The following is a 21,129-nucleotide window of genomic DNA, read 5'->3' on the forward strand; positions in this document are numbered from 1 at the left end:
ACTAGGACATTGCGCGTGTCCTAGCTTTTCATCTCTATTATGCTTGTGATTCGTCTTTAATTAATGGCTCGTCAGGTTTAACGAAGAACCATAATGCGATCGCGATCACAACTAAAATTAACATTAAGCGTAATGTTGTAGACCAACCAACCATTGTCGCAAGGTAACCTGCTAAGATTGGACTCAACATCGCACCGATATTACCCCATAAGTTCATCCAACCAGATACTGTACCAGCAAAGTTACGACCTAAGTCAGTTGCTGATGCCCAGCTCATTACCATTGATAAGCCGATACCACTTAAACAGAATGACATCCAGAAAATGTTCATTGTTAATGTTTGTGCTGATACGGCAAAGTTTAATGCGATACCGAATACAGCGAAACCTGCAATAGCAATAGATGCACGTGCTACGAAACGTGACTTTCCAGCACTTAAAATCTTATCTGAAATTGCGCCACCTAACATGATAACGATAAACATCATAAACCATGGAATCCCTGCGATTTTACTCATTGTTAAGTTATCGATATGGAATGTTTCCATTAAGTATGATGGTAACCATATTAAGAATAATGTAATCGCAAACTGTACGATGAAGTACTGTGCTGCAATCGCATAGAAACTAAAACGTGAGAAGAAGATACCCCATGGTGCTGATGATTTGTCAGTTGACACAACATCGCGATTCTCCATAATGAATTGTTTCTCTGCTTCGTTAACCATTGCATGTTGTTCTGGTAAATCTTTCGCAATAATAATCCATAAAATGGCGATTAAGAAACCGATTGCCCCGAAAATATAGAATACTGCTTGCCAACCGAATGTGTTGTAAATTGCAACCGTGATGAATGGTGCTAATACTGGTCCGAAATATGAACCTGCTAACAACGCACTTGATGCACGACCCTTTTCGTTTTTACCAAACCAATGTGTATTAAACACAGCGTTTGATGGATACATCGGCGCTTCCCCAACACCGAATAAGAAACGTACTAAGTAAAGTAAACCGTGGTTTTTCACTAATCCAGTTAAGATTGTGAATGCGCTCCACCATACTAACGCAATTGAAATCATTTTCTTAGGTCCGAATTTCTCAGCTAAGAACCCTGCAGGCACTTGCATAAGTGCATAACCTAGTGAGAAGAATGACGCTAAGAACCCGAATTGCGTCTTTGATAAATGTAAATCTTCCATCATTGGTACTGCGATATATGAAATGTTCGCTCGGTCCATATAGGCAATAACCCCGATCAAGAAGAAAATCCCTGCAAACATCCAACGGACATTTGTTTTTTTCTTGTTCATTATTTTTCCCCGCTTTCATTAGGTCATCAGATGACCTTTAAATTAGCATTTTGAATATACCACACGGGTAAAACGTTTACAAGAAAATTTTTAATGCTAAAAATGACTAATTTAGTTTGTGCAATATATCACAAACGAACTCTTATTCTCGCAATATTTTAGTTATTTTAAAAGGTCATTATCGCAAAGAATTCTCGTTTTCATTTATTATTTTACAATAGTATTTAACGTAACTATGAAATCGCTTTATTTATTGCGTTTTTCATTCAAAACATTAAGTAACATACCATTCATCGTGATTCACATGTCAACTAACTTAAATGAGTTAAAATGTATATTGTTAACTTGTAGCAAAATTCGGTATCATCACACGCCTTTTTCAACTGCTGTGAAAACCATATAGCCATCACATTTTATAGCCACTTACTACGCTAATATGGGCATCATGCACATATTGTTCAAATTATGTTAATTAACGTACAGCAAATAATGTGGTTTAATAGAATTGGAAGCGCTTAGAAAAACAAAAATATGACTATAAGAGGTGTCAATTCCATGCAATCATCACAAGAAACAGAACTGAAGCGACAATATCTCGACTTGCTCGCTGAAAAGTACGATTCAGAAGAAAAAGTTGCGACAGAGTTGATTAGTCTGGCGTCTATTTTAGAACTGCCAAAAGGGACGGAACACTTTGTCAGTGACTTACACGGTGAGTATCATGCCTTTCAACACGTCCTACGCAACGGCTCTGGTAATATTCAATCTAAAATTCATGATATTTTTGATGATCGTCTCTCTGAAGAAGATATTAATGAGTTGATCGCCTTAGTGTATTACCCAGAAGACAAAATCAAGCGCATTAAAGCGAACTTTAACTCTAAAGAAGCGCGTAATCAATGGTATGAAGCGACAATTAAACAATTGTTGGAACTCGTTACATATACATCATCTAAATATACACGTTCAAAATTAAGAAAAGCTTTGCCGAAACAATATGTTTTCATTATTGAAGAGTTGTTGTACAAGTCGAATCGTTACAATAACAAAAAGGATTACTACTCGACGATTATTCGCCAAGTGATTGACTTGAATCAAGCCGACAAACTTATTACGGGGCTTTCTAATTCGATTCAACGTCTCGTTGTCGATCATTTACACGTTGTCGGCGATATTTATGACCGTGGGCCACATCCGGATAAAATTATCGACACGTTGATTGATTATCACTCTGTCGATATTCAATGGGGGAACCATGATGCGTTATGGATGGGCGCTTACTCAGGTTCAAAAGTCTGTCTTGCAAACTTACTGCGCATTTGTGCACGCTATGACAACTTAGACATTATTGAAGACGCATATGGTATTAATTTACGTCCATTGCTCACACTTGCGGAGAAATATTATGGCGATAACCCGGCATTCCGTCCGAAAAAGCACCCAGAAAAAACACCATCTGCATCGGAACAACTTCAAATTACGAAAATTCATCAAGCGATTGCGATTATTCAATTTAAGCTTGAAGCGCCGATTATTAAACGTTGCCCTGAATTTGATATGGATTCTCGCCTATTATTAGATAAAGTGAACTATCGTGAAAACACCCTTGAAATCAACGGGACAGTTTATCCATTAGAAAATACATGCTTTAAAACCGTCGATCCACGTAATCCGACAGCCCTATTAGAAGAAGAACAAGAAGTTATTGATCGCCTGCTAATTGCTTTCCAAGAATCTGAGAAATTACGTCGTCATATCGACTTCTTAATGAAAAAAGGGACGCTCTACTTACGTTATAACGGCAACTTACTGATTCACGGCTGTATCCCTGTTGATGAAACAGGCAAAATGGAAGGTATGATGATTGACGGTAAATATGCGGCTGGCCGCGAACTCGTTGATGAATTTGAAGCACATGTTCGTTATGCATATGAACATTTAGACGAGCAAGATGATATTTCAACAGACTTAGTCTGGTATTTATGGACGGGTAAATATTCTTCCTTATTCGGTAAACGTGCAATGACAACGTTCGAACGTTACTTTATTAAAGACAAAACAACACATAAAGAAGAAAAGAACCCTTACTACCATTTGCGTGAACAAGAATCACACGTGAAATACATGCTGCAAGAATTTGATATGGATCCAGAACAAGGTCGTATCATTAACGGGCATACGCCTGTCAAAGAGCGCGACGGCGAAGATCCAATTAAAGCAAACGGCAAAATGCTCGTAATCGACGGTGGATTTTCAAAAGCGTACCAGTCAACAACAGGTATTGCAGGCTACACTTTGCTTTATAACTCATTCGGCATGCAACTCGTGGCACACCAAGAGTTCAACTCGAAAGAAAACGTGCTTGAAACGGGCGAAGATGAACTGTCAATTCGCCGTGTTGTGGACGAAGAACTTGAGCGTAAGTTGATTAAAGATACGAATAAAGGTTGCGAGTTACAAAAAGAAATTGATATGTTGAAAGAACTGATGACCTATCGCTATATGAAATAAGGTGTATACGGCTATGTTGTTTAAATTATTTAAGCAACATAGCTTTCTTTTTGCATCTTTTACTCCAGATAAACTGACAAGTTATCAAAATATAATAATCCCTCTTAATCATCTTCCTTTTTATTTTTGTTATTTCTTATTAATTTTGAGTCATTTGTTTTGAACTTCTGACTATTTTTTGTTATATTTCTCTGATTTGAGTAGATTTTTAATGTTGAAAGATGTAAAATTTTATAGTGCGATTCTAAACTATATCAATCGTACCATTTCATAAAGAAGCGCATTATTTGTTATTTTCATTTAATACATAGACCAAAAATCCAAAATTATAAACATTTTGTTAAGGGCAGTCATCATGCGTCGCTATATGAAAATAGTGCGTTAAAGAGAATATTTTACATTTGATTTTAATGTGTACTATAATGATGAAAGCGTTTACTTATGAAGTGGAAATACTGGAGGGGTTATGTGTGATAGAAATCCTAGAGAAAATTAATGGGCTGTTATGGGGGGCCCCAAGTTTAATTTTACTATCTGGGACAGGTTTATTTTTAACCTTTGTACTTAAAGGCATGCAATTTACAAAGCTATTCCATGCCTTCAAACTCGCTTTCGTCCCAGATAAAAAAGAATCAGAAAGCGAAGGAGACATTAGTAACTTTAAAGCTTTGATGACCTCACTTGCCGGAATGATCGGTAACGGGAACATCGCAGGGGTAGCGACTGCAGTAACGCTAGGTGGACCCGGCGCTGTATTCTGGATGTGGGTCGTTGGTTTACTCGGTATGACAACCAAATATGCCGAAGCCTTACTTGCCATAAAATATCGTGAGCAAAATGCAAACGGCGAATATTCAAGCGGACCGATGTACTATATAGAAAAAGGACTCGGATCAAAGTTCAAATTCTTAGCCGTTGCGTTTGCAGGATTTGGTGCCTTCGCTTCATTAGGGATCGGTAACAGCGTACAATCTAACACAATTGCCGATGTTATGACGAATTCTTTCAATGTTAGCGGCTTTATTACAGGAATTATTTTAGCCATTTTAATTTCGTTAATTATCTTTGGCGGTCTTAAACGTATTAGTAACGTTGCAGGCGTATTCGTGCCAATGATGGCCATCTTCTACATCGGTGCTGCCGTTACAATCATGTTGATTAACTACGACAAAATTATTCCTGCGTTTGGTTTAATCTTCCAATATGCATTCACACCTGTATCAGCTGCAGGGGGCTTTACAGGTATTATGGTTATGCAGGCCGTTCAAAATGGTGTATCAAAAGGGATTTTCTCAAACGAAGCTGGTTTAGGGACTGTTGCTTTGATCTCAGGTAATGCGAAATCAGGCCATCCTGCGATTCAAGCACTCGTTGCCATGACAGGGACATTTATTGTAACGATTGTTGTATGTACAATGACAGCACTCGTATTACTCGTTACAGGTTTCTGGGATCCAAGTGGTGGTTTATTATCTGGCGTACCACACGATCCAAAATTAGAAGCCGGTGCATTAACAAGTGCTGCTTTCGGTTCTAGTCTCGGTACATTAGGTGAATATGTTGTATCATTATCAGTAATCTTCTTTGGTTTCTCAACAATCATCGCTTGGTTCGTATACGGTGCGAAATGTTTCGAATATTTATTCGGCGTAAAATACGTGATGTTATATGGCGTGATTTACGTATTCGCAACGTTTATAGGAACAGTTGCTGACTTGCGTACAGTATGGCTGTTCGCAGACGTCGCAAACGCAATGATGATGATTCCAAACTTAGTCGGTATCTTATTGCTATACAAAGTGATTAAACGTGAAACAGATGATTACTTCAAACCATCTATTAACAAAGCTTAATAGTGTGAAAAACGACCACAGCTGAACATGCTGATGGTCGTTTTTTGATATTTATTACGTTAACTCGCCTCTTAATTGTAGTTGATACAAATTGTAATAAATGCCGCGTTGGGCTAGTAATTGTTCATGTGTGCCACGTTCTGCAATCACACCTTTATTAAGAACGAGTATTTGATCTGCGTCTTGAATGGTCGACAGACGGTGTGCAATCGCTAATGTCGTACGTCCGTGACGCATTTTGGCTAATGATTGCTGGATGGCTTCTTCTGTTTCAGAGTCGATATTTGCGGTCGCTTCATCAAGGAGCAATATTTTCGGATCCATCGCCATTGTACGTGCAAACGCAATTAACTGACGCTGACCGCTTGAAAAGGCACGCCCTTGCTCAATTACTTGATGTTCATAGCCGTCTGGTAAACGCATAATAAAGTCGTGGGCATGGACGAACTTCGCTGCTGCTTCGACTTGCTCAAACGTCATAGTTGGATGATACAAGCGAATATTCGATGCCACTGTGCCATAGAAAATAAATGGATCTTGCAATACAAGTCCAATACTCTGCTTCAATGTTTGTTGTGCATATTGTTTAATCGACACACCGTCAATCAAAATTTCTCCACGGTCAAACTCATAAAAACGCATAAAAAGATTGGCAATCGTACTTTTACCTGAGCCTGTATGACCGACAAGCGCGATAGTTTGTCCCGGCTCGGCAGTAAAGGAAATGTTATGTAACACATCATGTGTACCGTCATAACTAAAGCTCACATTTTTAAATTCAATACGCCCTTGTTGAATCGTTGCTGTTGTATCTTCTTGTTGTTGTGGCGCAGTCGTTTCATTGTCCATCATATTAAACACTCGACTCGCTGATACAATCGCTTGTTGGAAAATATTTAAATTTTGACTGACTTGGTTAATTGGTTCAAAGAAACGTTGCATATATTGAATAAAGGCGTAAATCACACCTGCCGTTACAGTTTCACTAAAACTTAACACGCCAAAGTAAGCGAGAATCATCACAGTCGCAAATGTTGCAAGCATTGTCATCGCAGGTCGTAACATTAAGCTATCTAAACGTATCGTCTTAATCGTTTGCTCGTAGTGTGCGTCATTAATCGCGCCGAACTCTTGACGTAAACGTTGTTGCTGATTGAACACTTGAATAATTTTCATGCCTTCAATCGACTCTGCTAACTTGGCGTTTAAATCAGATAAACGCTGACGTGTCGCATTGAAATAAACAGATGCCAAGCGACGATACAATGCCAATATCCCTACGACCACAGGCACAAATAACATCGCAAAAAAGGCCATACGAATGTCCAAAACAAACATCATGACAAAACTGGCAATAATCATAAAGAACGCTTGTAAGAAAGACGTTAAAACACCTGTAAACATCTCGATAATCGCTTCTGTATCATTCGTTAATCTCGACACGATACTGCCACTCGGTGTTTCGTCAAAAAACGCCATACCGAGTCGTGTAATATCATGAAATGCATCAATACGCAGTTGCTGAATGACTTTGAGTGCCAAATATTGTAAGAAATAGACGCTTAAATACGTCGTCACAGCACCGATGATTTGAATAATAATAAATGCGATAAATAGCCAAACAACTTGCTGATCAGACATTGTACCATTTAATAAATACGCATCGATAAAAACTTTTACAAGGTATGGAATGCTCATACTCGCCGCAATCGACAAGCCGAGCATGATTAACGCAAACGCAATCAATTTTTTAAAAGGAAGTGTATAGCGTAATAAGCGTAACAATACGTGCCATTGTTCTTTAGCTGAAAGTTGTCGTGTTGTTTCACTAGAATGTTTCACCATCATGACCACCTCTTTCTACTTGCTGCGTCAAATCTTCCCTTAAACGTGCTTGCATCGCTTGGGCATGGAACGTATCTGCATACCAACCACCACGAGCAATCAAGTCATCATGTGTACCTCGCTCAATAATCGTGCCATCACGCATCACTAAAATCATATCTGCGTGCATCACGGCACTCATACGATGTGCTGTAATCATATTCGTCTTGCCTTGTCGTGTTTGTTTCAAGTTATGCAATATCGCCGCTTCCGTCTCGGCATCTACAGCTGATAATGCATCATCTAATATAAGTACTTCTGGATCTGTCATCAGCGCACGTGCAATAGAAATACGCTGTTTCTGTCCACCTGATAGTGACACACCACGTTCCCCTACAACTGTCTCATAAGCATCCGGCAGTGCCATAATATCTTGATGAATATGACTCATTTGACTAGCATGGTACAACACGTCATCCGACACGTCTGGCTGACTAAACGCAATATTCCCACGTATCGTTGATGAAAATAAAAAGTGTTCTTGTGGCACATAGCCAAATTGTGCACGCAATGTATCTATTGGATAGTCACGAATTGGACGATCTCCGTATTGAATATCATTTGGTTGTGCAGTGTCGAATTCGCGCAATAGTAAGCGCAACAATAAACTTTTACCAGAACCCGTACTGCCGACAATACCGACCGTCATTCCTTTTTTCAAAGTAAAGTGAATGTCGTGTAAGCGCGGTGTCTTTTCATGCGGAAATTGAAATTGCGCCAGTTGAAACACAATATCCCCTGCTGGTGTTGCATCCGTCACTGCTTTATCTTGTATATCATTTTCCACTTGTTCAATCAGACGGATACGATCATATGACGCATGTCCACGTTGCACGATATTAAAAAAGAAGCCGAGTGCCAGCAACGGCCAAACTAACATGCTTAAGTACGTTGTAAAAGTGACGAGTGCCCCAATCGTCAATTCGCCACGCAATGTCATCGCAGCACCAAAGCCCATACTGAGCAAATAGCTACTGCCTAATACTAACTGAATTGTTGGATCAAATAATGCATCGATCTTCGCGACACGCATATTTTTATCAACGACATCATCACTCAGCTCACGGAAGTCGGCTTCGTCATCTGCTTCATAACCGAACGACTTCGTTACTTTAATCCCCGAAATACTTTCTTGCGTTTTATCGTTGAGCTGACTGAATGCCGCCTGTGCTTTTTTAAAAGTTTTATGTAGCAGACGTCCGTAATAGTTCGTTGCCAGCACTAAAATAGGAAGTGGTAAAATCGCAATCAATGTCAACTTAGGACTCACTGTCATTGCCATCATCGCAAGTGTCATCCCGCCCGTAATCAGTGCATCGCCAATCGTTAGCACACCGATACCTGCTGAACTTTGAACGGCACGAATATCATTTGTCGCATGCGCCATCAAATCGCCCGTTCGATACTTTTGATAAAAGGACGGACTCATCAGCGTATATTTTGAATAAAGTCGCTCACGTAAAATACGCCCGAGTTTTGCACTCGCACCGAACAGCTGCATACGTGAAATAAAACGTAACAGATAGATCATAATCCCCAAGCCAAAAATAATCGCCAAATACATCGTTAACAAGCTGGGCGTCAATGTCTTATTCGTAATATGGTCGATGACAAACCCGATAATTTGTGGCGGAATCAAACTACAAAACGTCGTTACGAACATCGCTATAAAAGCAATGATATAGCGCTTTTTCTCTTGTTTTAAAAACCAACTTAAATCTCGAAATACTTTCATTCAATGTCACCCCCATGTTGCCTATATTTTAGTTGAAAGTTACAAAAATTTGTTATATCTACTATCATATACAAATTAAGGTTCAAGACAAAGTGATTGAGACTTATAATACGTCGCCTTGTAGCGTATAAACAACTTTTCCCGCCACAATCGTTTGCAGCACATCTATATCCAACAAAGACACATCCAGATCAAGCGGATTATCAGACAAACAGACAAAGTCCGCAAGTGCCCCAGGTCGAATCACACCTTGGTCACCTGGTACACCGTTCAACGCTGCCGCGTCACACGTCACCGCAGCTAACGCATCATAACGCGACAAACACTCTGATGCGCCTAGCTGCACGCCTGCACTTGTGCGTCGTTCACATGCGTGATGCATCAAGTGCAACGGTGCTATCGGCGTCACCGGTGCGTCCGCGTGCAATGTGTAACAGACACCACATGCACGCGCCGTGGCGGTCGGAAACACCTGTTGCGCACGTTCTGCACCCAGTAACGTCGTGCGCAACAAGTCACCCGTCACTGAAATTTGATTCGTGAAAAACGAGCCACCAACGTCATATTTCGACATCAATTGCAGTTGCGTTGGCGTGACCGTGTGTAAGTGTTCGATACGATTTCGACACACACGGTTGGCAGTGCGATAGCGAGCCGTCGCAATATACGCCTCCAATGTACGCTGTATTGCGACATCGCCTATCGCATGCGTGATGAGATGAAACCCACGTTGTTGAAAATCAACAAACTGACGATACATCTCATCTGACGATAGAACCGGGTTAGGCGCCTGACGTCCATCAGCGTAGGCGCTCGAGAGCGCAGCCGTTCGCAAGTTCATCGTCCCATCGGCGAAGAACTTCACACCATTGGCCGTTGCCATGCCTTTTGAATGCTGGCGAAAGCGTAGCGCCCAGTCGTCATGTGTCGTTGTGCGATACGCAGGATAGGCATTCAAAGTGTCGGCTTGCAACGTCCATCGGCTGCGTATCTTCTGTGGGGTCGCCAAGAAGTGACACACCCCGTCGACTTCGCTCTTGCCATACAGGCCACCGACGTTGAGCTCGCTCAGCTCTGTGACACCCGCGCGCAAGTAGCTGGCGACGCCTTGGGCAAGAGCGGACGCAATGGACTCGGGGGCGAGTTGCGGGGAATGACGTTTGGCACTCGGTATCGAATAAAAGTCACAAATATGACCCGTCAGCGCGCCCGACACGTCACGGGTGTAGAAGGCTTGTGGTGGGTCGTCATCTGTTAAGCCAATACCGACACGTTCCAAGCCAGCCGTGTTCAAAACAACTGCATGAAACGACGCATGTTCTAATAAAATCGGTATATCCCGACTGATTTGATCCAAGTCATGACGTGTGGGATGACGTTGTTCTGTGAATTGTTCCGCTGTATACCCCACGATTTTTAACCAGCCATTTGGTGTTAAAGTAATTTCTGACAAACGCGCACGTATTGACACGACGAGTGCCTCAATAGAATCATAGCTGTCACACGATGGAAAAGGCGTTTGCACACTGCCCATTAAAATATGGCTATGTGTATCAATCATGCCAGGAATTACATAATGCCCTTGCACATTTAATACATCGTCTTGTCCCGTCGTCTCAACAAATGTATCCTGTCGCACAATACGTAAAATTTTCCCGTCCTCCATTTCAATCGTTCCGAGATACGGCGCTTGTTCTTTCGTCATATCAATCATCTTTGCATTCACAAGTCGTTTGAGCTCTTTCATCACATCACCCCATTTAGTTACTGTTCATTCTAAAAGTATTTCACTCAAGGTGCCAGTCCAATCATCACTTCCCCATATTTTGAGGGGGCACAAAACTTTAGGAGCAGGACAGAAATCTTTGATCACAATAAACTTTCTGTCCTACTCCTATTAAAAAACAATCCATAATACGATATTCATCAGTACTAAAAACATATAAAGACAAGCCAAATAACTTAAATCATTCAGAGTCAGCCTACTTTGCTTTTTCCATAGAAATGTAGCCATACAGAGTACGCCTAGAACCATAGCCGGATTAAAAATAATGAGCCAGCCACCCATTAAATCATGCGTTAAGATAGAAAAACCTAACGTGATAAAAAATAGATTATTCACTACTGTCACATTTTTTATACGGAACCATCTATTCGATAAAATGCGTAAAAAGCTAGACACAAAGTAATATACAAAACACGCTGCAATGAACACTAACAAGATTAAGACACCAAAGTAAAAATATGCCCTTGTCCCATCATAATTCAATAGTTTTTGTATACGATTCACTTCTTCTGTAGGCAGGGAGCGGGACAGAAAGCTCATTTTTACAAAAAGCTTTCGTCGTCCCGCCCCGGCAAGGGTGACTAGAAGTGGAAAAAGTTTTTTAAAACGCATTTTCACTTCAGACACCTACTGCCATTTACAAATATTTGCTTACTTATTTAAAAAATTTTTCCTATGTCCCAGCCCCTAGACAGCGTTAGAAATAAAATAAGGATCCCTGATACAATCTTATGATTTAAGCGCAATACAATCTCTCCTTTATAACCGCACTTTTTAATTGTTCTTACTCTTAATCATAAAATAAAAGCGCTTTCATTCCAAATTACTTTGTTAAATAAAAAGAGAAACGACCTTCTCAAATAGATCGTTTCCCTACATTTCACGCTATTTCACATCATCCAACGCCTGACGAATGCCTACTAAATAGTTTTCCGTCTCATCTTGCGGTTCTGATTCAAAACGTCGCACAATTTCGCTGCCGATAATAATACCGTCTGCGAATGTGGCTAATTGTTGCACTTGTTCTGCTGTACGAATGCCAAAGCCTGTAAATACCGGTACATCACTACTTTGTCGAATCAATGCGAGTTTTTCACGGAGTTCCGGATGAAATTCGCCATTTTGTCCGGTAATTTGGTTCATCGTAACGGTGTAAATAAAGCCTTCTGCCTGACGGGCAATACGTTCAATTCGTGATGCATCTGCCGTCATCGCAATTAATGAAATGAGTTTGAGTTGGCGCTCAGGATAACGTGCTTTCATCGCTTCAATATATTCAGCTGGCATATCAGGAATAATCAAGCCATATACGCCTGCCGCTTCTGCCTCTCGCATAAAGTCCGCTTCGCCATACGCTTCAATCGTATGCATATACGTCATCAACAAATAGTTCACTTTCAAATCGTGTTGTTCCGCTTTCAATGTATCTAAAATACGTTTTGCAGTCATGCCTTGTTGAATCGCACGTTGCCCCGCTGCCATAATCACCGGGCCATCTGCTACTGGATCTGAAAATGGAATACCAATTTCTACAAAATCTGCACCTGTACGTTCGAGCGTTTTTAAGTTTTCAATAAAGTTTTGATTGCCCATAATGTATGCGACAAATTGTTTACGCATGTGCTTCACCGCCTTGTTCATTCATATACGTTCTAATCGTCTCCATATCTTTGTCGCCACGTCCAGACACTGTCACAACGATAATGTCATCTTTTGCCATTTGTGGCGCAAGCTTTTCTACATAACTGATCGCATGTGCACTTTCAATCGCTGGAATAATGCCTTCCGCTCGAGAAAAACGAATCAGCGCTTGCATCGCTTCGTCATCCGTTGCTGTGACGTAATCCACACGACCAATATCATGATAGTAACTATGTTCCGGTCCAACACCCGGATAATCCAGTCCTGCTGAAATCGAATGGGCTTGGGCAATTTGATTGTTTTCATCTTGAATAAGATACATTTTAGCGCCGTGCAACACACCGACATCGCCACAGTTTAATGCCAGTGCATGTCGATTCGTATCCGCACCTTCTCCAGCTGCTTCAACACCATATAACTTCACACTTTCATCTTCTATAAATGGATAGAACGTCCCAATCGCATTAGAACCGCCACCGATACAAGCAACGACAGCGTCTGGTAAGCGCCCTTCACGTGCTTGCACGGCTGTTTTAATTTCATCGCCAATGACACGTTGGAAATCGCGCACCATCGTTGGGAATGGATCCGGTCCGAGTGCTGAACCGAGCAAGTAGTGCGTGTCATCTACATGTGCGACCCAGTATTGTAACGCCTTGTTTACCGCATCCGACAGTGTTCCTTGACCGTCCGTCACTGATACAACTTTCGCCCCTAACAGTTCCATACGAAAAACATTCAACTGTTGACGTTTAATATCTTCTTCGCCCATAAACACGACCAATTCCATATCAAACAACGCAGCCACTGTGGCACTCGCAACACCGTGCTGACCCGCACCCGTTTCTGCGACAAGCTTTTTCTTACCCATACGCTTTGCGAGTAATGCTTGTCCTAAGGCATTATTAATTTTATGTGCACCCGTATGGTTCAAATCTTCACGTTTTAAATAAATCTTCGCACCACCTAGCTGTTCTGTTAACGATGCGGCATACGTTAATGGCGATTCACGTCCGACATATTCTTTTAAATAGCGATGATATTCCGCTTGAAACGCTTCATCTTGCTTCGCTTCATCATATGCTGCCTTTAATTCTAAAATGGCTGGCATCAGCGTTTCTGGAACGTAACGTCCGCCATAACGTCCGAAAAATCCTTGTTCATCTGCATGTAATTGTATCTTTGTCATGATAAATGCCTCCTAAAATATGTTGGATTGTTGTCATTTTGTTTGGGGACTTCTGCCCTTTCGTTTCATCTTCAATACCACTCGCAATATCTACGCCTGCAATATTTGGGCGTTGCGACAAAAGTATCGGTAGCATCTCTGCGTTCAAACCACCGGCAATCAGTACTTTTTCTAACGGGATGCTTTCGAGCAAACGCCAATCAAACGTCGCCCCTACACCGCCATATGCATGCGATGGGGTATCAATTAATAATCGATCCACATACGGTGCATACTTTGCGACTTGTTGGGCAATGGTGTCATCGCCTTTGAGCGCTTTAAAAATTTGAATATGTGGCAATAGCTCACGCAACTTTTGAATATATGTCGTCGACTCATCGCCATGAAGTTGCAGTGTATTGATTCGTGTCTGTTTAACAAGTTGCTGAATCATACATAATGGCATGTTCACTGTCACTGCTACACGGTCAATATGATCTGGGACATCAGCAGACAATCGTTTGACCGTTGCCACATCCACAGAACGTGCACTCGGCGGGTACATGACGAAACCAATCGCGTCTACATCACACGTACACGCATATCGCACATCTTGTACCCGTGTAAACCCGCAATACTTCACGTACATTTAGCGTTCCTCCTTAGCCACTCGCAATTGTGTTAACGTCTCTGTGACATTGTCTGCTTTCATTAACGTCTCGCCAACGAGTACGCCATCAATACCTACTGGTGCTAACTTTTCTACATCTTCGGCTGTTCGAATCCCACTTTCTGAAATATAATGCACCCCTGCTGTATGCCTTTTTAAAATATTAAGCGTGTGTTGAACGTCGGTTTTAAACGTCCGTAAATCTCGATTGTTCACGCCGATAAAAGTCGGTTGTATACGCAACGCACGGGCTAGCTCTACTTCATCATGTACTTCAACCAATACTTCTAAGCCTTTTTGTCGTGCGTAATCATACAAGTCTTTCAACTGAGCATCTGATAATATATTCACGATTAATAAAATAATAGATGCCCCTGCATGATACGCAACATCAATTTGTTTTTTACTAATCATAAAATCTTTACATAAAACAGGTAACGTTGTTTGTTGTGTTAATGAAACTAAACGCTCAAAACTACCACCAAAATATTTTTCATCTGTCAAAATAGAAATCGCTGATGCACCTGCTTCAGTATATGATGCTACTTGCGTTTCCAAGTCACGCACCGGAATATCTGACACCGATGGACTTTTCGATTTCACTTCCGCAATTACCGCAACGTGCGTATCTTTCTCGATTAATGCTTGTAAAGTCGGTTTGTGCTCGACAGACACTTTAGGCAATTGATTCAGTAAGTCATCATAATATCCTGACGCTAACAACGTTTGTTTATACGCGACTATCTCATCTAATATCGTCATACCTCCACACTCCTACTCGTCAAATATTGTTCGTAAGCACGCCCTTCATCAATCGTTTGTCGTGCCAGCGCAACACCCGCTTCAATTGTATCCGCACGTTCTGACGCATACAGTGCCAATCCTGCATTTAACAACACGACATCTCGGCGACACGACACATCATCCCCTTTTAAAATGCCGAGCGTAATCACTTTATTTTGTTCCGGTGTACCACCAACCAACGCCGTATCTTTGGCAAAACGTAAGCCCACATCTTGTGCATTCAATGTATACGTACGAATACCTGTCGCTTGATTCACTTCAACAATCGTATTGTCGCCAGATAACGTCGCTTCATCCATACCGTTTGCTCCATGCACAACGAGTGCACGTTGACGTCCAAGTTTGTGTAACGCATGTGCAATATCCGTCATTTTTGTTTTGTCATACACGCCCATCACTTGATAGTCCAATGCAAATGGATTAATTAAAGGTCCTAGCAAGTTGAATACCGTTGGAACAGGTAATTGCTGACGGACAGGTTGTAGATGACGCATAATCGGGTATGTATCCGTCGCATTAAGAAACGCTAAATTTTTTGCCGACACTTGTTGTGCAACGTCTACTACTTGTGTCGTCGGAACCTCTAATGCTTGTAAAATATCGACACTCCCTGACTGTGATGTCACACTTTTATTACCGTGTTTCACGACTTTCGCACCTGCAGCAGCAACCACAAATGCAACTGTTGTTGAAATGTTAAAGCTATTCGAACCATCGCCACCCGTACCACAAACACACAGACTACCGGGTAACTGCGGTTGTTTAGGATACATCGTTTGGATCAACGCTTGGCTCAAGTCATAAAGTTCATCTGCCGTCGTCCCTTTCATTGTGAATGCTATAAGTAGCGTCAGCTTTTCTGATAAATCGACGGTTTCTGATAATAAAGTCTCTGTAAATTGTTGTATTTGTGCTGTATTTAAATTGCGATAATGCATCAAATCATTGAGTAACGTCATCTGTTACCCCTCCAATCTCATTTATAAAGTTTGTGACAATCTGTGCGACGTCCGGACTCGCAAATGACTCAGGATGGTACTGTATGCCGTAATGCGGTTTTTCACGATGTTCAAACGATTGAATACAATCACTTGTACTTCCTGTCACAATCAAGTCTGCTGGTAACGTCTCACGCACGCATACGAGTGAATGATACCGCATAATATCAGAATGTTCTGATATATCTTTATACGATGTCGATGGTGCTTCAAACTTAAGCTGATCAATTTTGCCATGTACAATGCGTTCCCCCACATCAACGACGCCACCATAGTAGTGATATAATGCTTGTGCCCCAAGACATATCCCTAAAATCGGTAAGTCTTGATAGTAATCAATAATACGTCGCAACCAATCATTATCGTTCGGATGTCCGGGCCCCGGCGACAACACGACTGCAGACGGTTCATAGTCCAAAACATGTGGGTCATCGGGATAAATGACTTCTACCGTATCGTGTGCACGCAACAGATCGACAAGATTATATGTAAAGGAATCATAGTTATCAATGACAAGTATCATAGTTCCACCTCCAACAAACTTTTTGCTTTTAATCGTGTCTCTTCTAACTCTTTTTCAGGTACGGAATCATATACAACGCCACAACCTGCTTCTACATGAACGTGCGTCTCATCAATCACCATTGTACGAATCGCGAGCGCTAAATCTAAGTCATGGTTGCAGTTAATGTAGCCGACACCGCCACTGTATACGCCTCGTCGAATCGGTTGTTGTTCGTAAATACGCTGAATCGCTCGAAGCTTCGGTGCGCCTGATACAGTGCCTGTCGGTAACAAGCTCGCAATAACATCAATCGGTGAGTAATCTTCTGGCAAACGTCCTGTCACTTCGCTCACAATGTGCATAACATGTTCATAACGTTCAATCGTCATCAATTTTGGAATTTTGAGTGATCCCGGTTCAGCAATTCTTAAAATATCATTGCGTCCTAAATCAACAAGCATGCGATGTTCACTCAATTCTTTTTCATCACTTAACAGTGTTTCAGCCAGCTGGACATCTTCTCGTTCATCTTGTCCTCGACGAATCGTGCCGGCAATCGGATTGGTCATAACTTCTAAACCTTTCACTTTCACAAAACTTTCTGGTGAACTGCCCACTAAAACATCTTCGCCCATATTGACGTAAAACAAGTACGGGCTTGGATTGTTACGTTTCAGTCGTTGAAACAAGCGGAATGTATAAGCATCTCGTGACTTACCAAAATGATGTTCATAGCGATAAATACGTGATGGCACCGCTTGGAACATATCGCCTTGGCAAATATAATTTTTGAAGTCTGACACGTATTGTTTGAACGTTTCATCATCTACAGACGTCGTAATCTGTTTCGCAGGTAACTGCTCTGTCAATGGCGTTTCAAACAACTCAACGTATTGAAACTCATCAATCATTTGCATGACACGTTGTTGTAATACTTCCTTTGATACACCTGAAAATAAATTTGTCGCAACGACATAGACACATTCTTTAAAATGATCAAACACGTACACTTGCTCTACCATGTAAAGATGCACATCTTCACCTGATCCTTTAATCGGATATTGTTGTAAAATCGGATACGCGTGTCTTACAAAATCAAAACTAAACGCCCCCATAAAACCTGATACAAACGGTAATCCTTCAAGCTGTTCATCATCAATGGACACCTTTGTGTCGGCAACACGCGCTTTCAATGCTTCGAGAGGTTGCGTCTCAATCACTTCCGTCTGTTGTGGCGTCTTTACTGTTAATGCGCTGTCAGTCAAAATTATTTCGCCGTACACATCAAATGCTAAAATCGAATAACGTCCTTTCGTTTGTTTCGTTGTCGCACTTTCAAATAAAATTTTATGCTGCTTATGACGCGCTAACGTCTCCGGATTCACCGGCGCATCTATCACACGATAATAGACTTCCATCTTTATCATCCCTTCCTCAGTACAAAATAAAAACCGCATGTCACACCCTATAAAAGGACGTTCACACGCGGTACCACCTCATTTGATAGCTATTTAGCTACCCACTCAAATACTTATACAATTGGCTGCTTCCAGACAAACCCATTTCATCATCAGCTGGTGTGAACTCACATCGACCGTTCACTTTCTGACACTACCGTCACTGACGACTACTCCCTTTATCCTCACAGTTATTTACGACATAAACAAAAAACACCACAAGAAACGCATTGTTAAGGACGCGTTACCGTGGTGCCACCTTAATTAACATGACGAGCATGTTCACTTTGACATCGTTCATTTTGTTGTACTCAACGACTGCCCAATTCATCTTTGCGGTGTACTAACTTGCATCAACCGTTAGTTTTCTATATGCTACACGTCGCAAACACTACTTATCAATCGCATTAATTTTTTGATAATTCTCACTATACAGACCTTTGATAAACGTGTCAACACTTTTTACAAAATAACCTTATTTTATTGTTTCTTTCGTATATTGCACAACCATTTAGAGACGCTTATACTTGAGCTAACACATTAAAAAGGGGTGTATCTATGTCACATCTTAAAGGACTCCTATTAACCATTAGTATTGCTCTGATTGCAACAGGTGCGGGGCATTTCTTTCCTATCGTCGGAAGTGCTGTGTTTGCCATTGTGATTGGCATGCTTATCAATAACCTTATGACTGTGCCAGCTTCATATAGACCAGGCATTCAATATAGTAGTAAAAAAATCTTGCATTACAGTATTATCGCACTCGGTTTCACGTTAAGCTTCCATGCGATTGGTACTGTCGGCTTAAAATCATTACCTATTCTCATCATCACGTTACTATTTTGTATCATTATGAGTCTATTACTCATTAAATTATTAAAAATAGAGACATCACTTGGCATTTTAATCGGCGTTGGTACCTCTATTTGCGGTGGTTCTGCCATTGCAGCCACAAGTCCAGTTATTAAAGCAAAAGAAGACGTGATTGCCTTGAGTTTATCCACTGTATTTCTTTTTAACCTTGTCGGCGTCATTGTTTTCCCACCACTCGGTCATTTATTTCATATGAGTGAAGAAACTTTTGGCTTTTTCGCTGGAACAGCGATCAACGATACATCCAGTGTGGTTGCAGCCAGTGCTGTATACGGGCAACAAGCGTTAGAAGTTGCAACGATTGTCAAACTGACACGCACACTGTTTATCATTCCTATTACACTAGGCCTTGCTTTATGGATGGCAAAACAACAAACAACATCCGAACAATCACGCAAGCCATGGTATCAAGCGATTCCAAAATTTATTTTATGGTTTTTAGTCGCTGCAGCGATCAGTTCTATTTTCAACTTCTCTGATACAATAATTGCTGTGTTTCGCCAGCTCGCACACTTCTTAATTACGATTGCATTGGCAGGTGTCGGCTTAACTGTCAAATTCCGTCACTTTAAACAAGCTGGCTTTAAACCTATTTTATTCGGACTTACACTTTGGATTGGTTTAACGATTGTCAGCTTAATCGTCTTAACATATATGCTTCCATAGAACGAAATTAACCCCTCACGGCATTATGTCATGAGGGGCATTTTTATAAGCATATAGATTAACCTTGTAATTTCACAAGAATTTTCGCTTGAGATTTGTCATTCACAAGTTGTTCAAAACCTGCTTCGACAATGTCTTCTAATTCAATTTCATCTGTAATAACACCTTTAACATCTAAATTACCTTCATTAATCAAGTCGATTGTTTGTTGGAATGTTGTCGGTGTGTATGCAATTGTTGATGTTAACTTAACGCCTGTATTTGTTAATTGCATTGGGTGCCATTCAACAGGATGACCGAAGATAGATACGATTACAACTGTACCACGTGGTCTTGTGACATCAATTGATGCTTCAAGTGTTGATGCGACACCTGCTACTTCAAATGTTACATCTACACCGCCGTTTGTATGTTGCGCAATTACTTCTTTCGGATCTTCCTTACCAGAATTCACTGCGAATGTTGCACCAAGTTCTTTCGCTTTTGCTAATCTTTCTTCAGGTAAGTCGAATACAAAGATTTTACTTGCACCCGCTGCTTTTGCGGCAATCACTGTTAATAAGCCGATTGGACCTGCACCAAATACCGCAACTGTGTCACCAAAGAGTACTTCTCCTTCTTTGATTGATTGTACTGCAACCGCTGTTGGTTCGACTAACGCACCTTCTTTATCTGATACATTGTCTGGTAGTTTGTAAACATTGCCCTCAGGTGCATTCGCAAACTCCGCAAAGCCACCATCTGCGCCTAAACCGATAAATGAATAGCCATCATATAAATCAATATTTTCTTCTTTAATACCGTGTGATACGGTTGGGTTTACAACGACACGGTCGCCTTTTTTGAATTTCGTTACATCTGCACCAACTTCTTCAACGACACCCGCAAATTCGTGTCCTAGTGTTACAGGTGCTGTTTGCCCTAGAAATGGATCTGGTTGATCTGTCGAAATAAAGATAGGTCCTTCTAAGTATTCATGTAAGTCTGTCCCACAAATACCTGCCCAAGTTACTTTTACCTTTACTTCATTGTCCTTTAATGTCTTAGGTGCTCTTTCCTCAACGCGTACATCTTTTTGACCATACCATACTGCTGCTTTCATAGGTGTAACCTCCTTTTATTAACACCTTAATGTTATGACTTTTCAGAAATATTTTCAAGGAATTAGACTCGTTTTCACAATTATTTAATATTTATATATAGATTGTGAAAATATATTTTATCTTTCGGATTATCTCAAGTATAACACGATTCTGCGCACTAGAAAGA

At 41.0% G+C, this 21,129-nt stretch carries 16 protein-coding genes; 3 read left to right on the forward strand and 13 right to left on the reverse strand.

Going from position 1 to position 21,129, the window contains the following annotated elements:
• Nucleotides 1–37 precede the first annotated feature (37 nt).
• A complete protein-coding gene (locus tag TP70_RS00590; RefSeq protein WP_044358581.1) occupies nt 38–1,309 on the reverse strand; it encodes an MFS transporter in 1,272 nt (423 codons plus the stop codon).
• Nucleotides 1,310–1,864: 555 nt separating this feature from the next.
• Here TP70_RS00590 and TP70_RS00595 point away from each other — a divergent pair.
• Together TP70_RS00595 and TP70_RS00600 are read left to right on the forward strand one after the other, a co-directional pair.
• Nucleotides 1,865–3,820: a fructose-bisphosphatase class III gene (locus TP70_RS00595; protein WP_044358583.1), complete on the forward strand. Its 1,956-nt coding sequence runs from the start codon at nt 1,865–1,867 to the stop codon at nt 3,818–3,820.
• Nucleotides 3,821–4,290: 470 nt separating this feature from the next.
• The gene (locus tag TP70_RS00600; protein ID WP_044358585.1) at nt 4,291–5,673 is read left to right on the forward strand and encodes an alanine/glycine:cation symporter family protein; all 1,383 of its coding nucleotides are present in this window, start codon (nt 4,291–4,293) and stop codon (nt 5,671–5,673) included.
• A gap of 54 nt (nt 5,674–5,727) precedes the next feature.
• On the opposite strand, the gene TP70_RS00605 is transcribed toward TP70_RS00600, so the two are convergent.
• The 11 genes from TP70_RS00605 to TP70_RS00655 form a co-directional block, all read right to left on the reverse strand.
• Nucleotides 5,728–7,515: an ABC transporter ATP-binding protein gene (locus tag TP70_RS00605; protein WP_240626948.1), complete on the reverse strand. Its 1,788-nt coding sequence runs from the start codon at nt 7,513–7,515 to the stop codon at nt 5,728–5,730.
• On the reverse strand, nt 7,502–9,292 hold the full coding sequence (locus tag TP70_RS00610) for an ABC transporter ATP-binding protein (RefSeq protein WP_044358588.1): 1,791 nt from the start codon (nt 9,290–9,292) through the stop codon (nt 7,502–7,504). Before TP70_RS00610 ends, TP70_RS00605 begins: the two co-directional genes overlap by 14 nt.
• 103 nt (nt 9,293–9,395) lie before the next feature.
• On the reverse strand, nt 9,396–11,039 hold the full coding sequence (locus TP70_RS00615) for an amidohydrolase (RefSeq protein ID WP_044358590.1): 1,644 nt from the start codon (nt 11,037–11,039) through the stop codon (nt 9,396–9,398).
• Between the two features lie 150 nt (nt 11,040–11,189).
• Complete coding sequence (locus tag TP70_RS00620; protein WP_115301260.1) at nt 11,190–11,696, reverse strand: hypothetical protein; 507 nt, start codon at nt 11,694–11,696, stop codon at nt 11,190–11,192.
• 267 nt (nt 11,697–11,963) lie between these two features.
• Nucleotides 11,964–12,698, reverse strand: a complete 735-nt coding sequence (trpA, locus tag TP70_RS00625; protein ID WP_044358594.1) for a tryptophan synthase subunit alpha — start codon at nt 12,696–12,698, stop codon at nt 11,964–11,966.
• Nucleotides 12,691–13,908 carry a tryptophan synthase subunit beta gene (gene trpB, locus TP70_RS00630; protein WP_044358595.1) on the reverse strand — a complete coding sequence of 406 codons (1,218 nt, stop codon included), beginning with the start codon at nt 13,906–13,908 and terminating at the stop codon, nt 12,691–12,693. The genes trpA and trpB overlap by 8 nt, the downstream gene beginning before the upstream one ends.
• The gene (gene trpF / locus TP70_RS00635) at nt 13,880–14,536 is read right to left on the reverse strand and encodes a phosphoribosylanthranilate isomerase (protein WP_044358596.1); all 657 of its coding nucleotides are present in this window, start codon (nt 14,534–14,536) and stop codon (nt 13,880–13,882) included. Before trpF ends, trpB begins: the two co-directional genes overlap by 29 nt.
• On the reverse strand, nt 14,537–15,319 hold the full coding sequence (gene trpC / locus TP70_RS00640) for an indole-3-glycerol phosphate synthase TrpC (RefSeq protein WP_044358597.1): 783 nt from the start codon (nt 15,317–15,319) through the stop codon (nt 14,537–14,539). It lies immediately after the preceding gene.
• On the reverse strand, nt 15,316–16,320 hold the full coding sequence (gene trpD, locus TP70_RS00645) for an anthranilate phosphoribosyltransferase (protein WP_044358598.1): 1,005 nt from the start codon (nt 16,318–16,320) through the stop codon (nt 15,316–15,318). The genes trpC and trpD overlap by 4 nt, the downstream gene beginning before the upstream one ends.
• Entirely contained in the window at nt 16,304–16,882 is a 579-nt protein-coding gene (locus tag TP70_RS00650; RefSeq protein ID WP_044358599.1) for an anthranilate synthase component II, read from the reverse strand. Before TP70_RS00650 ends, trpD begins: the two co-directional genes overlap by 17 nt.
• Nucleotides 16,879–18,282 carry an anthranilate synthase component I gene (locus TP70_RS00655; RefSeq protein ID WP_044358601.1) on the reverse strand — a complete coding sequence of 468 codons (1,404 nt, stop codon included), beginning with the start codon at nt 18,280–18,282 and terminating at the stop codon, nt 16,879–16,881. Before TP70_RS00655 ends, TP70_RS00650 begins: the two co-directional genes overlap by 4 nt.
• A 597-nt stretch (nt 18,283–18,879) precedes the next feature.
• Between TP70_RS00655 and TP70_RS00660 the strand changes: the two genes are divergently transcribed.
• The gene (locus TP70_RS00660) at nt 18,880–19,860 is read left to right on the forward strand and encodes a YeiH family protein (protein ID WP_044358603.1); all 981 of its coding nucleotides are present in this window, start codon (nt 18,880–18,882) and stop codon (nt 19,858–19,860) included.
• A 58-nt stretch (nt 19,861–19,918) separates the two neighbouring features.
• On the opposite strand, the gene TP70_RS00665 is transcribed toward TP70_RS00660, so the two are convergent.
• Nucleotides 19,919–20,962 carry a 2,3-butanediol dehydrogenase gene (locus TP70_RS00665; protein WP_044358605.1) on the reverse strand — a complete coding sequence of 348 codons (1,044 nt, stop codon included), beginning with the start codon at nt 20,960–20,962 and terminating at the stop codon, nt 19,919–19,921.
• Between the last annotated feature and the right edge of the window lie 167 nt (nt 20,963–21,129).

It is taken from the genome of Staphylococcus microti, from assembly GCF_000934465.1.
Classification (GTDB): Bacteria; Bacillota; Bacilli; order Staphylococcales; family Staphylococcaceae; genus Staphylococcus; species Staphylococcus microti.

Bases quoted from the DNA above. Each gene is read 5' to 3' on its own strand.
- TP70_RS00590 (WP_044358581.1), bottom strand. From the start codon at position 1,309: ATGAACAAGAAAAAAACAAATGTCCGTTGGATGTTTGCAGGGATTTTC.
- TP70_RS00650 (WP_044358599.1), bottom strand. From the start codon at position 16,882: ATGATACTTGTCATTGATAACTATGATTCCTTTACATATAATCTTGTC.
- trpF (WP_044358596.1), bottom strand. From the start codon at position 14,536: ATGTACGTGAAGTATTGCGGGTTTACACGGGTACAAGATGTGCGATAT.
- trpC (WP_044358597.1), bottom strand. From the start codon at position 15,319: ATGACGATATTAGATGAGATAGTCGCGTATAAACAAACGTTGTTAGCG.
- TP70_RS00610 (WP_044358588.1), bottom strand. From the start codon at position 9,292: ATGAAAGTATTTCGAGATTTAAGTTGGTTTTTAAAACAAGAGAAAAAG.
- trpB (WP_044358595.1), bottom strand. From the start codon at position 13,908: ATGACAAAGATACAATTACATGCAGATGAACAAGGATTTTTCGGACGT.
- TP70_RS00595 (WP_044358583.1), top strand. From the start codon at position 1,865: ATGCAATCATCACAAGAAACAGAACTGAAGCGACAATATCTCGACTTG.
- TP70_RS00660 (WP_044358603.1), top strand. From the start codon at position 18,880: ATGTCACATCTTAAAGGACTCCTATTAACCATTAGTATTGCTCTGATT.
- trpA (WP_044358594.1), bottom strand. From the start codon at position 12,698: ATGCGTAAACAATTTGTCGCATACATTATGGGCAATCAAAACTTTATT.
- TP70_RS00615 (WP_044358590.1), bottom strand. From the start codon at position 11,039: ATGAAAGAGCTCAAACGACTTGTGAATGCAAAGATGATTGATATGACG.
- TP70_RS00655 (WP_044358601.1), bottom strand. From the start codon at position 18,282: ATGGAAGTCTATTATCGTGTGATAGATGCGCCGGTGAATCCGGAGACG.
- trpD (WP_044358598.1), bottom strand. From the start codon at position 16,320: ATGACGTTACTCAATGATTTGATGCATTATCGCAATTTAAATACAGCA.
- TP70_RS00665 (WP_044358605.1), bottom strand. From the start codon at position 20,962: ATGAAAGCAGCAGTATGGTATGGTCAAAAAGATGTACGCGTTGAGGAA.